A 14449-nucleotide genomic window follows, 5' to 3' on the forward strand; every position below is an offset into this window, starting at 1 on the left:
CAAAAATTGTTTTTGATGCTCGATGCTGTGAGTGCCCACACAGATTGCTTGATTCAAATTGTTAAAGAGCGACGCAGCTTTTGGCTGCTGCGGGAGTGGCATTCTACTCAACCGCCTTCTCGAGTCAAGCCTTATTTTAAAAGGCTTTTCGAGGCACCGACTGGCTTGATTGCGTTGCCGCTTGCCCTGTCGATGGAGGCGCATTATAGGGAGCTGAAACTTTCTGGCAAGGGGATTATTGCAAAAAGATGACACCTGCAGTTCGTTCGCTCATTAATCAGACAAACTGCTCTCTTGGTGCCCAGAATGGGCCTCAGATGTGCGTCTTTTATTGCTCTGGGCAAGTGACGGATGTCGGCAGATCAAACTTGCATCGAATTGGCTTTTCCCGATGTCATAACCATGATGATCGGGGTCCCGCCTTCGGGTAACATAGCGCCCCTTTGCGATTTCACACTCTTGGGCTTTGGAGAGTTTAATGCCTTTTGCACTTGGCCAGCGTTGGATTAGTGATACAGAGACGGATCTGGGATTGGGAACTGTCGTTGCTGTAGAAGGACGCATGGTTACCCTGATGTTTCCGGCTACCGGTGAGAACCGCATGTATGCCAAAGAAGAAGCGCCGGTCACCCGGGTCAGCTTCAATGTGGGCGATCAGATAGTCAGTCATGAAGACTGGACCATGTTGGTCGAAGAGGTGCAGGAGAAGGACGGGCTGCTTATATATGTCGGCGTGCGTACCGACAATGAAGAACCCGTCGTCCTCAAGGAAGTGTTTCTCAGCAACTTCATCAAATTCAACAAGCCGCAGGATCGTCTGTTCGCCGGTCAGATCGACCGCATGTCCCGCTTCACCCTGCGCTACGAAGCCCTGATCAACCAGCATCAGCGCCGCCGTAACCCGACCCGGGGTCTGGCGGGCGGCAAGGTCAGCCTGATCCCCCATCAGCTCTATATTGCCCATGAAGTGGGTCATCGTTACGCCCCCCGTGTGCTGCTGGCCGACGAGGTGGGTCTGGGCAAGACCATAGAAGCGGGCATGGTCATCCATCAGCAGCTGCTGTCCGGCCGTGCCCAGCGCGTGCTGATCCTGCTGCCGGAAACCTTGCAGCACCAGTGGCTGGTCGAGATGATGCGCCGCTTCAACCTGCACTTCTCCCTGTTCGACGAGGAGCGCTGCATCGAGGCCTTCGCCGATGCCGAGAATCCGTTCGAGACGGAGCAACTGGTCATCTGCAGCCTCGACTTCCTGCGCAAGAAGCGTCGCCGCTTCGAGCAGGTGCTGGAAGCCGAGTGGGATCTGCTGGTCGTCGACGAGGCCCATCATCTGGAATGGAGCGAGGAGGCCCCGAGCCGCGCCTACGAGATGGTCGAGGCCCTGGCCGAACAGGTCCCCGGCGTGCTGCTGCTGACCGCGACCCCGGATCAGCTCGGTCACCAGAGCCACTTCGCCCGTCTGCGCCTGCTCGACCCCGAGCGTTTCTACGACTACGAGGCCTTCCTCGCCGAGGAGCAGGCCTATGGCCAGGTTGCCAGCGCAGCCCAGGAGCTGCTGGCCGGCGAGGCCTTGAGCGACGAGGCCAAGCAGATCCTCGCCAGCCAGCTCGATGGGCTGGATCTGGCCGATGCCGCCGCTCGTCAGCAGGCGGTCGGCAAGCTGCTGGATCAGCATGGCACCGGCCGGGTACTGTTCCGCAACAGCCGCGCGAACATTCAGGGCTTCCCCGAACGTCACCTCAACGTCTACCCCATGCCGCTGCCGGAGCAGTACAAGACCGCCATCAAGGTGATGGGCATGATGGGGGGCAACGGTGGCGATCTGCAGACCCGCGCCTTGCGCTACCTCTATCCGGAGAAGATCTTCCAGCAGTTCGAGGGAGATAACGCCAGTTGGACCCAGTTTGACCCGCGCGTCGACTGGCTGCTGGAGCTGCTGCTCGGTGCCCGCCAGCAGAAGGTGCTGGTGATCTGCTCCGAGGCCGCCACCGCCCTGGCGCTGGAGGAGGCGCTGCGCACCCGCGAGGGGATACGTGGCACCGTATTCCACGAGGGCATGTCCATCCTGGAGCGGGACAAGGCCTCCGCCTATTTCGCCCAAGAGGAGAGCGGCGCCCAGATACTGCTCTGCTCCGAGATTGGCTCGGAGGGGCGCAACTTCCAGTTTGCCAGCCACCTGGTGCTGTTCGATCTGCCCCTCAACCCGGACCTGCTGGAACAGCGCATCGGTCGCCTGGACCGCATCGGCCAGCAGAACACCGTCGAGATCCACGTCCCCTACCTGACCGGCACCGCCCAGCGGGCACTGCTCTGCTGGTATCACGACGGCCTGGATGCCTTCGAGCAGACCTGCCCCACCGCCCGTCCCATCTTCGAAACGGTGCGCGACGAGCTGTTCGAGCTGCTGGCCGCCAACGAGGAGAACCAGGAAACCCTGGATGCCTTGCTGACCAAGACCCGAGAGCTGCACGAGCCGCTCAAGGCCAGGCTGGAGCAGGGCCGCGATCGCCTGCTGGAGATCCACTCCAGCGGAGGAGCCGCCGCCCAACAGCTGGTCGACAAGCTGGCTGCCGAGGATGACGATACCGGCATGATCTCCTTCGCCCTCAAGATGTTCGACGAGATCGGCGTCAATCAGGACGACAGGGGAGAGAATGCGCTGGTGCTGACACCGGGGGATCACATGCTGATGCCGAGCTTCCCGGGCCTGCCTCAGGATGGCATGACCATCACCTTCGATCGTTCCACCGCCCTGGCGCGGGACGACATGGCGCTGCTCTCCTGGGAGCATCCCATCATGCGGGGGGGGATAGACCTGATCCTGGGGTCGGAGATAGGCGCGACCTCGGTTGCCCTGCTCAAGAACAAGGCGCTGCCGGTCGGCTCCATCCTGCTTGAGCTGATCTTCGTGGCCGAGTCTGCCGCCCATCCCCAGCTCTATCGCTTCATGCCGCCGACTCCGATCCGCTTGTTGATGGACAAGAATGGTCAGAACCTCGGTGAGAAGGTGGCGTTCGATGCCTTCAACCGCCAGCTGACCCCGGTCAATCGCCACCTCGGCAGCAAGCTGGTGACGGCGTCCCAGCCGGTGATCCACGGTCTCATCGGCAAGGGGCAAGTCATCGCCGAAGAGCTGAAGGCGGGCATAGTCGACAAGGCGCGGGCACAAATGGCGCAGACCCTGCAGCAGGATCTGGACAGGCTGGAGGCGCTCAAGGCGGTCAATCCGAACGTGCGCGACAGCGAGCTGGATTATCTGCGCAATCTGCAGGCAGAATTGCACCACCTGATCGATCAGACCCAACTCAAGCTGGATGCCATCCGCTTTATCGTGGTCACCCATAACTGACAAGGTAGTAAAGGTGCATAGCCGGCTGCCATGCACCTTATTTATCGTGGTCACCCATAACTCAGTCACTGATGGGGTCTGTCCCCTGGATGAAAGATGCAAGACGCTACATTTGAATACTCACCGCCTCTGGAACCCTGGCTCGATATCCTGTTCAAGGACAGGGACATCATGGTGGTCAACAAGCCCACCGGCCTGCTCAGCGTGCCCGGGCGCGGCCCCGAGAATGAAGACAGCGTCCTGCACAGGGTCAAGCAGCAACACCCCAAGGCGGCGGCGGCCCATCGACTCGACATGTCCACCACCGGCGTGATCGTCATCCCCCTCACCCCGAATTCCCATCGGGAGCTGAGCCGCCAGTTCCGCGAACGGGAGACCGAGAAGCACTACCTCGCCTGGGTGTGGGGGGAGCCTGAAGCGGACTCGGGTCAGGTCGATCTGCCGCTGTGCGTGGACTGGCCCAATCGTCCCAGACAGAAGGTGGATTTCGAGGAGGGGCGTCACGCCCTGACCCTGTGGGAGAAACTCAAGGTGGAGAACGGCAACAGCCTGATCAAGCTGACCCCCATCACGGGCCGCTCCCATCAGCTGCGGGTACACATGCTGGAACTGGGTCACCCCATCCTCGGGGACAACCTCTATGCCCATCCCGAGGCGCTGGCTGCCGCGCCGCATCTTTACCTGCATGCGGCCAGCCTGACCATCACCCACCCCCGCAGCGGTGAGCGCATGAGCTTCGAGGCCCCCGCCCCCTTCTCGTGCTGAATCGGATCGATGTTGAATAAGAAAAGCCCCCATCCATGGATGGGGGCTTTTTTATCAGGATCAGACGTGGATATTGATGTTGTTTCCCAGTGACCCCGTCGCCGACGGAGTCGGTGCCTGGGCTGGCTGGGCGGCCGTCTGCAGCAGTTTCAGGGCGGTTTCCCCATCCTGAAGTTGCTGTTTTTTCGCCAGACTGGCCACCATCAAGGCAGAACCATATGACGAGGATGCAGTGCTAGAAATGTCCATTGTGTACCTCCTGCCTAAGCACTATCGGCCCCGATTCCCAAAACATGAGGCATTGACCATCAGATGAGACATGCCTTGTCCGGTATCCGTCTGGCCAACCAGCGCTCCTCCATCTCTAGCAGGGTCTGATAGGCCTTCGCCGCCTGCTCCGGCCGGCTGAACAGATAGCCTTGCCCGTAGAGGTGGATGTCGGTCAGCGCGCGCAGCACGTCGAGCTGACCCTGGCTCTCTATCCCCTCGCACACCAGCTTCTTGCCCAGCATGGAGCCCATCCGGCAGATATTGGCGACCAGCTCGGCCGCCTCCACCGAGGTGTCTATGCCCTGTATGAAGGATCTGTCTATCTTCACCTTGCTCACCGGCAGCTTCTGCAGATAGCTGAGGGAGGAGTAACCGGTGCCGAAGTCATCCAGCGCCAGCTGGACCCCCTGTTGATTGAGGTCCTGCATCAGTTGCAGGGAGTTCTTCACCTCCCGCATGGTGGTGTCTTCGGTCACCTCAAGCACCAGGCTGGCGGCGGGGATGTGGTGGTCCATCAGAGCCTTGGCCACCAGTTTCAACAGGTTGCGCTGATACATGCCGGGAGAGATGTTGACACACATCTGCAGGTCGACCAGCCCCAGGTGCTGCCACTTGTGCAACTGCTCGCAGGCGGTATTGAGGATCCAGCTGCCGAGTTTCTCCGCTAGCTGGAACTCTTCCGCCACCTGGATCACCTCGTTGGGCGGGATGAAGCCGAGCTCGGGATGACGCCAGCGCAGCAGGGCCTCCACCGCCTCGCAGCGACCGCTCTCCAGATTGACGATGGGCTGGTAGTAGAGCTCGAGGGCGTTGTGCTCAAGGGCCATCACCATGTCTGAGGCCAAGTGCTTGCGCCTGGCGGTCTCATTGAGCAGGGAGTTATCGTAGATGACGTAAGGCACGTGGGTCTTGCGGCTGTGGAACAACGCCTGCTCCGCCCGGCTGAGCAGCTCCTGGGTCTGATTGCTGTCCATGGGGAAGAAGGCGATGCCTATGCCAACCTCCAGCCGGAAGGGGTAGTTGTCGATGAGAATGTCCTGCTTGAGGGCATAGAGTATTCTCGCCACCAGTTCCCTCACCTGCCGCAGATCGCTCCCCTCCCGCTGCAGCATGGCCAGTTGATCCCCCCCGAGGCGGGCGATCCACTCTCCGTTCTCGCACAGGGCGCTCAAACGCTTCGCCAGTTCCTGCAACAGGATGTCCCCAGTGCTGTAGCCGAACTTGCTGTTGATGTCCCGGAAATCGTTGATATCCACCAGCACCAGGCCGAATGGCGTATCCCGGCTGACGTAGGACTCCATCTTCTCCAGCAGTGCCAGCCGGTTGGCGAGGCCGGTCAACGGGTCGATCCGGGCCATCCTGAAGTGCCGCCTGGCTTCACGTATCAGCAAGCCACTGAGCAGAATGACCGAGATCACCAGACCGGACACCATGAACAACAGCGCATTGCGCAACTGGCCGAAGCGCTTGTCATTGCCCGAATAGACATTGATGTTGTTCTGCATGACGGAGGCGAGGGAGTAAGAAAGAGGCTCCTGCAAGGGGGCGATCCGCATCAGGATCTGCTGATAATCCGGCGTACCCGGCTTCAAATCCACCAGTTTAGGCTCGATTTCCCGAATGTTGCTCTCGGTCAATTGGACTAGGCGCAGGGTCTTTTGATTGTCTCCCAGACTCTTGCGCAACTGACCGCTCAGCAATATGGGGGTCCGGCTCCAGAGGATGTCGTAGCGCAGCAGCAGGGCATCGTGATCTATGCCCCCATAGTGGTAAATCTCAACCGCATTGAGGAAGCGACCCAGCTCGAGTTGCAGCTGCATCAGGGCCCAGGAGACATCATAGGTGTACTTTTCCATCACCCGGGTCGCATTCTGTATCTGCACCAGGCAGTACAGAGTGCTTCCCGTGAACAGCAAGATGGATAGATAGAGAACGCCGAGTAAGGGCCAGGCCCTGGTCTTCGCTTTCACCCTGAACTCCCGCAAGCCACCGTCATTACTGCTGAATATCGATCGAAGTCAACTGCCAGATCATCATGTCGGTGAATTCTGACCGTCTGATCTCCGGGTGCTGATCCAATGGCAGAATAAACCACAGGGGCCCCTTGTCACGTACCCGCATGGTCATCCCATCGTCCTGCCAAGCTAGGATGGGATCATACTGCTTGACCTTATCCCAGTTGACCCTGATCTGGAAACTGTTCAGGGCGGTGAGCGTGATGCTCTTGCCCTTGGCCCCCACCGCCGTCATCACGTCCGCCAGCTTGGGCCCCACGTATTTATGCGGCTTGTCCACCCAGGGGTTGCTGGTCAGGATTTCATGCTGCGGCAGGGCCTGGATCATGGCCAGATCGAAGGCCACCTCCTCATTGCTCGGATCGACGGGCTCCACATCCCCCGTTACCTTGAGGATCACGGGGCCGGTCGGGGCCGCCAACACCATGGCTGGCAAGCACAAGGAAAACAGTAATGGAATCAAACCTAAATTACGCATCTTCACCTCAGCTGATTTCACTATCAATAAATCCAGTTTAGTAGTACTAAAAAAAACGGCTCGCAAATGCGAGCCGTTTGATAACAATGGAGTGATTACATCATACCCATGCCGCCCATGCCACCCATATCAGGCATGGCCGGTGCATCTTTCTTCGGCAGCTCGGTGACCATGCACTCAGTGGTGATCATCAGGCCGGCGATGGAAGAGGCGAACTGCAGGGCAGAACGGGTTACCTTGGTCGGATCCAGGATACCCATGGCCAGCATGTCACCGTACTGTTCGGTGTAGGCGTTGTAACCGAAGTTACCTTCACCGTTCTTCACCGCGTTGGCGATGACGGAGGCTTCTTCGCCGGCGTTGATGACGATCTGACGCAGCGGGGCTTCCATGGCGCGCAGGGCGACCTTGATACCCACGTTCTGGTCTTCGTTGTCACCACGCAGGTTGGCCAGCTTGGCGGCAGCGCGTACCAGCGCCACACCACCACCGGCAACCACGCCTTCTTCCACGGCGGCGCGGGTCGCGTGCAGGGCATCGTCGACACGGGCCTTCTTCTCTTTCATTTCCACTTCGGTGGCAGCGCCAACCTTGATGACGGCAACACCGCCGGCCAGCTTGGCCACGCGCTCTTGCAGCTTCTCACGGTCGTAATCGGAAGAGGTCTCTTCGATCTGCTGACGGATCTGAGCCACACGGCTCTCGATCAGGGCAGCATCACCCACGCCATCGATGATGGTGGTGTTCTCTTTGGTGATGACGATGCGCTTGGCACGGCCCAGATCTTCCAGGGTCGCCTTCTCCAGCTCCATGCCCACCTCTTCGGAGATCACGGTACCGCCGGTCAGGATGGCGATATCCTGCAGCATGGCCTTGCGACGGTCACCGAAGCCCGGTGCCTTGACGGCGGCAACCTTCACGATGCCACGCATGGTGTTGACCACCAGAGTCGCCAGCGCTTCGCCTTCCACGTCTTCGGCGACGATGATCAGCGGCTTGCCAGCCTTGGCCACGCCTTCCAGCACCGGCAGCATTTCGCGGATGTTGGAGACCTTCTTGTCCACCAGCAGGATGAAGGGATCATCCAGCTCGACGGAGCCGGTTTCCGGCTTGTTGACGAAGTAGGGGGACAGATAGCCACGGTCGAACTGCATGCCTTCAACGACAGCCAGCTCGTCTTCCAGGCCCTGACCGTCTTCGACGGTGATGACGCCGTCACGGCCCACCTTGTCCATGGCCTCGGCAATCAGCTTGCCTACTTTCTCGTCGGAGTTTGCGGAGATGGTACCCACCTGGGCGATGGCATTGCTGTCGGCGCAAGGAGTGGACAGGGCCTGCAGCTCGGCGACGGCAGCCACCACGGCCTTGTCGATACCGCGCTTCAGGTCCATCGGGTTCATGCCGGCGGCAACGGCCTTCAGGCCTTCGTTGACGATGGCTTGTGCCAGTACGGTTGCGGTAGTGGTACCGTCACCGGCGGCGTCGTTGGCCTTGGAAGCGACTTCCTTGACCATCTGGGCGCCCATGTTCTGGAACTTGTCTTCCAGCTCGATTTCGCGCGCAACGGAGACGCCATCCTTGGTGATGGTCGGGGCACCGAAGGACTTGTCCAGTACCACGTTGCGGCCTTTCGGGCCCAGGGTGACTTTTACTGCATCAGCCAGAATGTTCACACCTTCCAGCATCTTGATACGAGCGTCGTTACCAAACTTAACTTCTTTAGCTGCCATGTTCTTGAGTCCTTAAATCAATTCGGGGAAAAGGGGAGTATTACTCTTCGACAATCGCCAGGATGTCGGTCTCGGACAGGATCAGCACGTCCTGGCCATCCAGCTTCTCGGTCTTGACGCCGTAGCCTTCGTTGAAAATCACCTTGTCACCGACCTTGACGGCCAGAGCTTTGACATCGCCATTATCCAGAATTCGGCCAGTCCCCACGGCAAGAACTTCACCACGGGTGGACTTCTGGGCCGCCGTGCCAGTCAAGACGATGCCGCCAGCGGATTTGGCTTCAGCTTCGATGCGCTTGATGATGACGCGGTCGTGCAGTGGACGAATTTTCATCGATAACTCTCCCAAAATGAGTCTCTGTGTTGCTTGAGGAATGGCCGCACTCGGCCAAATTTGTTATGTCCCTGATCTGGGGCGAATTGGGTAGCCCTTCAAGGGCAAATACAAAAAAAATTTTTTCACGTACTATGAACATCTTTGATGGACGAGCGACCCGAACCAGGACGGTGAATGGACGCGGCCGGCGTGCTGGCCCTGCAGCAACAGAGACGATCCCTTGAGCCGACCCAATCCCATGCTGACCGCCCCCATGCCTGCCGTGCTGCTGCGCATGACGGGTCCCATGATACTCGGCATCATCGCCATCCTGGCCTTCAACCTGGTCGACACCTTCTTCATCGGTCTGCTGGGCACGGAGGCGCTCGCCGCCATCAGCTTTACCTTCCCGGTCACCTTCGTGGTCACCTCGTTGACCATGGGGCTGGGGGCCGGTCTGTCCGCCCTGCTCGGTCATACCCTGGGTCAGGGGCGTCATGACGAAGCGGCCCGCATCACCACGGACTGCCTGTTCCTCGCCGTCCTGCTGGTCACCCTGCTCTCTCTACTCGGCGCCCTGACCATCACCCCATTGTTCAGCCTGCTGGGGGCCAGTGCCAATCTCATCTCGCTGATCCACGACTACATGCTCATCTGGTATCTGACCGTGCCCCTGCTGGCCCTGCCTATGGTGGGCAATGCCGCCATCCGGGCCACCGGCGACACCAAGACCCCGAGCCTGGTGATGGCGGTGGCCGGCCTGGTCAACGGGGTGCTGGATCCCCTGCTCATCTTCGGCATAGGCCCCTTCCCCGAGTGGGGCATCCGCGGTGCCGCCATCGCCACCTCTCTCTCCTGGCTGATGGCGACCCTGGTCAGCCTGCATATATTGCGCAAGCGGGAACGGCTGCTGTCATGGCGCCTCTCCCCGCGCCCGCGCCTGCTGGCCCACTGGCGCGCCCTGCTGCACGTGGCGGTGCCCGCCTCCTTCACCAACATGCTCAATCCCCTGGCCAACGCCGTGCTGATGATCATCTTCGCCAGCCTCGGCACCGAGGTGGTGGCCGCCTACGGCGCCGCGTCGAGGGTGGAGGCCCTGCTGCTGATCGTGATGATGGCACTCTCCTCGGTGCTGGCCCCCTTCGTCTCGCAAAACTGCGGGGCCGGCAATCCGGCGCGAGCCAGGGCGGCGCTGCTCATCTGCATGCGCTTCGCCCTGCTGTTCCAACTGGTCGTCTATGGCCTCGTCTGGTGGCTGGCCCCCTTCATTGCCACCCTGTTCAGCGATCAACCCCAGGTGGTGCGGCTCATAGTGCTCTACCTGCACCTGGTGCCCATCGGCTACGGCTTCCAGGGCATAGTGATGCTGCTGGCGTCCGCCCTCAACGGCGTACGGGCCTCCACGGTTTCCTTCCTGTTCAACGGGCTGAGGTTGTTTGTCTTCTTGCTGCCAGGGGCCTGGCTGGGATCAAAATGGGGGGGGGAGCAGGGGGTCTATCTGGGGATACTGGTGGCAAACCTGGCGGCAGGTCTATTGGCGTGGGTTTATGCCCACCGCCGGTTTGAAGGACTGTGCCATCAGGGCAAACCCTGATGGCACAGTCTGGCTATTACTCTTTGCGTTCGAATTCACCTTCGATGGTGGTGCCACCGCGATTATCCCGCCTTCCATCGATCGAATCTGCTCCAAACGGCGGTTGCTGCGCTTGGAAGCCCCCCATCTGCATCCGGAACTGACTGCTGCCCACCAGCTTGTCGGCCAGCTTGTTGCGAAGCCAGGGTTGCAGCAGCAGGATCCCGAAGAAGTCGGTCACGAAGCCCGGGATGATCAGCAGCAGACCGGCCAGCGCCAGCATGATGCCGCCCATCACCTCACGGCCCGGCATCTCCCCTTGTTGCATCTTCTGCTGGGCACTGAACAGGGTCTTGATTCCCTCGCTGCGCACCAGGGAGGAGCCCAGCACGGCGGTCAGGATCAGCAGGCCCACGGTCGGCAAGGCACCGATCACGGCCCCCACCTCGATCATCACGGTGAGCTCCAGCACGACCAGGCCAACCAATAACAGTAACAACTTGCCCATAAAAACCTCGGTGCGGGTGAAATAGATGAACCAGAGGTGGCACCATCTGGGGCGCGATCTCGGCGCCAGGCCACGGCTCTGTTGGTTCTGACAACTAAAATGGGGCTTCCCGTTCATTTTTCAAGTCTGATGAGTGATAGGGATCGGGATTCAGACAAATATCTTATTGAATAACTGGGATTGAAGTGGTTGTTCTGTCACAGTAAATCGCACAATTGCAGTATCTGTTTAATGACCACAAGATATTTAGGGTCGCCTCAAATTTAGTGATCCAGGTCTAATATCAGATACCTCGATTGAGGTAATATCTACATCAATGTTTACCCGGGGGCATCTGGCTCCCAACCGCCCCACTCGATGTGTGGTGCTTCAGGATGAACCGTGCGTGAAGGAAGTCGCGACCACTCGGTGAGGATTTTTCCATTTATCTGATTTCTGAGGCATTACAATGAGCGACATCAAGAACGTCCGCATTGAAGAAGACCTGCTGGGCACCAAAGAAGTTTCCAACGATCTCTATTACGGTGTGCACACCCTGCGCGCCGTCGAGAACTTCAAGATCAGCACCCAGAAGATTTCTGACGTTCCCGAATTTGTCCGTGGCATGGTGCTGACCAAGAAGGCCGCCGCGCTGGCCAACGGTGAACTCGGCACCATTCGTCCCGAAATCGCCGACAAGATCGTCGAAGCCTGCGACCTCATGCTGAACACCGGCAAGTGCTTCGACCAGTTCCCGGTCGACGTTTACCAGGGCGGCGCCGGTACCTCCGTCAACATGAACACCAACGAGGTGCTGGCCAACATCGCCCTCGAGATCATGGGCCTGGCCAAGGGCCGCTACGACGTCATCAACCCCAATGACCACGTCAACAAGTGCCAGTCCACCAACGATGCCTACCCCACAGGTTTCCGCGTCGCCGTGGTCAACAGCACAGACACCACCCTGTTCGCCCTGGAAGGTCTGATCGCCGCCTTCGACGCCAAGGCTCAAGAGTTCAAGAACATCCTGAAAATGGGTCGTACCCAGTTGCAGGATGCGGTGCCCATGACCCTGGGTCAGGAGTTCCACGCCTTCGCCGTCACCCTGCGTGAAGAGATCAAGTCCATCAAGCGCTGCCAGGAACTGCTGCTGGAAGTGAACCTGGGCGCCACCGCCATCGGTACCGGCCTGAACACCCCGCCCGAGTACTCCGCCCTGGCCATCAAGCGCCTGGCCGAGATCACCGGTCGCGCCTATGTGCCGGCAGAGGACCTCATCGAAGCGACCTCCGACTGCGGCGCCTATGTGATGCTGCACGGCGCCATCAAGCGTCTGGCCATGAAGCTGTCCAAGATCTGTAACGATCTGCGTCTGCTCTCCTCCGGTCCGCGCACTGCCCTGAAGGAGATCAACCTGCCGGAAATGCAGGCGGGCTCCTCCATCATGCCGGCCAAGGTCAACCCGGTCATCCCGGAAGTGGTCAACCAGTCCTGCTTCAAGGTATTCGGCAACGACGTCACCATCACCTTCGCTGCCGAAGCGGGTCAGTTGCAGCTGAACGTCATGGAACCTGTGATTGGTCAGGCCATGTTCGAATCCCTGAGCCTGATGGAGAAAGCCTGTGTCGCCCTGCGCGTCAAGTGCGTGGAAGGGATCACCGCCAACCCGGAAATCTGCATGAACCACGTGCTGAACTCCATCGGCATCGTGACCTACCTGAACCCCTTCATCGGTCACCACGAAGGGGACATCGTCGGCAAGATCTGTGCACAGACCGGCAAGAACGTCCGTGAAGTCGTGCTGGAGCGCGGCCTGCTGACCGCCGAGCAGCTGGATGAGATCCTTTCCATCGAGAACCTGATGAACCCGCAATACAAGGCCAAGCGCTACACTCGCGAAGCCGTATAAGCGGATCCATGGGCCGGGGTATTCCCGGCCCATAGAGTCAGTTCCCGATTGGTCTTCCACAGCCCCATCGGGAATTGGCTTTCCTGCCATATAAAAACCTAAAAAAACTGGAAATTGGAGTGTTCGCTATGATTGGAATCGAGTTACTCGTCGTGCTCGCCGCTATCTATCTGGGGGCCCGGATCGGCAGCATCGGCATCGGCTTTGCCGGTGGTCTGGGGGTGCTGGTACTGACCTGGGGTCTGGGCATGCCCATCCCGGGTGATCAGCTGGTGACCTATCTGCCCTGGGACGTGATCATGATCATCGCGTCCGTGATCTGCGCCATCGCCTGTATGCAGCTGGCCGGCGGCATGGATTACCTAGTCTCCCTGGCCGAGAAAGCCCTGCGCAAGAACCCCAAGCACATCACCTTTGCCGCCCCGGTCGTCACCTACCTGATGACCATGCTGGCCGGTACCGGTCACACCGCCTTCTCTACCCTGCCAGTGATCGCCGAAGTGGCCAAGGAGCAGGGCATTCGCCCGTCCCGTCCGCTCTCCATCGCGGTCGTCGCCTCCCAGATTGCCATCACCGCCTCCCCCATCTCGGCGGCCGTGGTAGCCTTCTCCGGCATGCTTGAGCCGCTCGGTGTCGACTACCTGACCCTGCTGGCCATCTGCATCCCGTCCAGCTTCATCGCCTGTATTCTGGGCGCCTTCGTGGCCAACATGCTGGGCAAGCCGCTGGAGCAGGACGAAGTTTATCTGGAGCGCAAGGCCAAGGGTCTGATCAAGTTGCGCGGCACCAACCAGATTGAGCTCAAGCCTTACGCCAAGCTCTCCGTCGGCATCTTCGTCGCCGCCATCGTCGCCGTCATGGCCTATGCCACCGCTATCTCCGGCAACGTGGGCCTGATCGCCAACCCGCCCATCCCCCGCGACGGCGCCATCATGGGTATCATGCTCTCCGCCGCCACCCTGATGGTGCTGCTGTGCAAGCTGGATGCCTCCCAGGTCACCAACATGCCGACCTTCAAGTCCGGCATGTCTGCCTGTATCTGCGTGCTGGGTGTGGCCTGGCTGGGTAACGTCTTCGTGAAGGGCAACATGGTCGAGATCCAGGCCTTCGCCGGCGACCTGCTGAACCAGTACAGCTGGCTGCTGGCCGTGGTGCTGTTCTTCTCCTCCATGCTGCTCTACTCCCAGGGTGCCACCACCAAGGCACTGATGCCTGCCGCCCTGGCCCTGGGCGTCAGCCCGCTGGCCGCCATCGCCTCCTTCGCCGCGGTAAGCGCCCTGTTCGTGCTGCCAACCTACCCGACCCTGCTGGCGGCAGTCGAGATGGATGACACCGGCTCCACTCGCATCGGCAAGGCGGTGTTCAACCACCCCTTCTTCATCCCGGGTGTGGCTACCATCGCCATGGCAGTGGCCCTGGGCTTCTTCTTCGGCGGCCTAATCCTCTGATCCCGTCGTCGACCCATATGCATCAACGGCCCTGCGGGGCCGTTTTCTTTTTCCGGCACCCCATTCAGGTTCCATCAGCTTTCGAGGGAGACAATTAATCACCGTCAGCTAT

Annotated in this window: 12 protein-coding genes; 6 read left to right on the forward strand and 6 right to left on the reverse strand. The window is 59.9% G+C overall.

Annotation, left to right across the window (positions count from 1 at the left end):
- The 3 genes from ACRCYW_RS13610 to rluA all read left to right on the forward strand — a co-directional run.
- The coding region (locus ACRCYW_RS13610) for a hypothetical protein (protein WP_438550616.1) at nucleotides 1-252 on the forward strand (252 nt) is incomplete at its 5' end.
- Between the two features lie 226 nt (nucleotides 253-478).
- A complete protein-coding gene (rapA, locus tag ACRCYW_RS13615) occupies nucleotides 479-3346 on the forward strand; it encodes an RNA polymerase-associated protein RapA (protein ID WP_438550617.1) in 2868 nt (955 codons plus the stop codon).
- A gap of 96 nt (nucleotides 3347-3442) precedes the next feature.
- A complete protein-coding gene (rluA, locus tag ACRCYW_RS13620) occupies nucleotides 3443-4111 on the forward strand; it encodes a bifunctional tRNA pseudouridine(32) synthase/23S rRNA pseudouridine(746) synthase RluA (protein ID WP_438550618.1) in 669 nt (222 codons plus the stop codon).
- A gap of 60 nt (nucleotides 4112-4171) precedes the next feature.
- Here rluA and ACRCYW_RS13625 read toward each other — a convergent pair whose 3' ends face one another.
- The 5 genes from ACRCYW_RS13625 to ACRCYW_RS13645 form a co-directional block, all read right to left on the reverse strand.
- On the reverse strand, nucleotides 4172-4360 hold the full coding sequence (locus ACRCYW_RS13625; RefSeq protein ID WP_438550619.1) for a hypothetical protein: 189 nt from the start codon (nucleotides 4358-4360) through the stop codon (nucleotides 4172-4174).
- A 59-nt stretch (nucleotides 4361-4419) separates the two neighbouring features.
- A complete protein-coding gene (locus tag ACRCYW_RS13630) occupies nucleotides 4420-6351 on the reverse strand; it encodes a putative bifunctional diguanylate cyclase/phosphodiesterase (RefSeq protein ID WP_438550620.1) in 1932 nt (643 codons plus the stop codon).
- A 25-nt stretch (nucleotides 6352-6376) separates the two neighbouring features.
- A complete protein-coding gene (locus tag ACRCYW_RS13635; protein WP_438550621.1) occupies nucleotides 6377-6874 on the reverse strand; it encodes a molybdopterin-binding oxidoreductase in 498 nt (165 codons plus the stop codon).
- 95 nt (nucleotides 6875-6969) lie between these two features.
- The gene (groL, locus tag ACRCYW_RS13640; protein WP_438550622.1) at nucleotides 6970-8604 is read right to left on the reverse strand and encodes a chaperonin GroEL; all 1635 of its coding nucleotides are present in this window, start codon (nucleotides 8602-8604) and stop codon (nucleotides 6970-6972) included.
- Nucleotides 8605-8644: 40 nt separating this feature from the next.
- On the reverse strand, nucleotides 8645-8938 hold the full coding sequence (locus ACRCYW_RS13645; protein ID WP_005309514.1) for a co-chaperone GroES: 294 nt from the start codon (nucleotides 8936-8938) through the stop codon (nucleotides 8645-8647).
- A gap of 241 nt (nucleotides 8939-9179) precedes the next feature.
- Here ACRCYW_RS13645 and ACRCYW_RS13650 point away from each other — a divergent pair, with 241 nt between their 5' ends.
- A complete protein-coding gene (locus ACRCYW_RS13650; protein WP_438550761.1) occupies nucleotides 9180-10514 on the forward strand; it encodes an MATE family efflux transporter in 1335 nt (444 codons plus the stop codon).
- 16 nt (nucleotides 10515-10530) lie between these two features.
- On the opposite strand, the gene ACRCYW_RS13655 is transcribed toward ACRCYW_RS13650, so the two are convergent.
- Entirely contained in the window at nucleotides 10531-11001 is a 471-nt protein-coding gene (locus tag ACRCYW_RS13655) for an FxsA family protein (protein ID WP_438550623.1), read from the reverse strand.
- A 448-nt stretch (nucleotides 11002-11449) separates the two neighbouring features.
- Between ACRCYW_RS13655 and aspA the strand changes: the two genes are divergently transcribed.
- Nucleotides 11450-12889 carry an aspartate ammonia-lyase gene (gene aspA, locus ACRCYW_RS13660; protein WP_438550624.1) on the forward strand — a complete coding sequence of 480 codons (1440 nt, stop codon included), beginning with the start codon at nucleotides 11450-11452 and terminating at the stop codon, nucleotides 12887-12889.
- A gap of 128 nt (nucleotides 12890-13017) precedes the next feature.
- Nucleotides 13018-14337, forward strand: coding sequence for an anaerobic C4-dicarboxylate transporter (locus tag ACRCYW_RS13665; protein WP_438550625.1), 1320 nt, complete (start codon nucleotides 13018-13020; stop codon nucleotides 14335-14337).
- Nucleotides 14338-14449: the final 112 nt, after the last annotated feature.

It is taken from the genome of Aeromonas sp. (assembly GCF_051657805.1).
Lineage (GTDB): Bacteria > Pseudomonadota > Gammaproteobacteria > Enterobacterales > Aeromonadaceae > Aeromonas.

Excerpts from the sequence above, each read along its gene's own strand:
- ACRCYW_RS13655 (WP_438550623.1), bottom strand. The coding sequence starts at position 11,001 with ATGGGCAAGTTGTTACTGTTATTGGTTGGCCTGGTCGTGCTGGAGCTC.
- ACRCYW_RS13645 (WP_005309514.1), bottom strand. The coding sequence starts at position 8,938 with ATGAAAATTCGTCCACTGCACGACCGCGTCATCATCAAGCGCATCGAA.
- aspA (WP_438550624.1), top strand. The coding sequence starts at position 11,450 with ATGAGCGACATCAAGAACGTCCGCATTGAAGAAGACCTGCTGGGCACC.
- ACRCYW_RS13625 (WP_438550619.1), bottom strand. The coding sequence starts at position 4,360 with ATGGACATTTCTAGCACTGCATCCTCGTCATATGGTTCTGCCTTGATG.
- ACRCYW_RS13650 (WP_438550761.1), top strand. The coding sequence starts at position 9,180 with ATGCTGACCGCCCCCATGCCTGCCGTGCTGCTGCGCATGACGGGTCCC.
- rapA (WP_438550617.1), top strand. The coding sequence starts at position 479 with ATGCCTTTTGCACTTGGCCAGCGTTGGATTAGTGATACAGAGACGGAT.
- ACRCYW_RS13665 (WP_438550625.1), top strand. The coding sequence starts at position 13,018 with ATGATTGGAATCGAGTTACTCGTCGTGCTCGCCGCTATCTATCTGGGG.
- rluA (WP_438550618.1), top strand. The coding sequence starts at position 3,443 with ATGCAAGACGCTACATTTGAATACTCACCGCCTCTGGAACCCTGGCTC.
- groL (WP_438550622.1), bottom strand. The coding sequence starts at position 8,604 with ATGGCAGCTAAAGAAGTTAAGTTTGGTAACGACGCTCGTATCAAGATG.
- ACRCYW_RS13635 (WP_438550621.1), bottom strand. The coding sequence starts at position 6,874 with ATGCGTAATTTAGGTTTGATTCCATTACTGTTTTCCTTGTGCTTGCCA.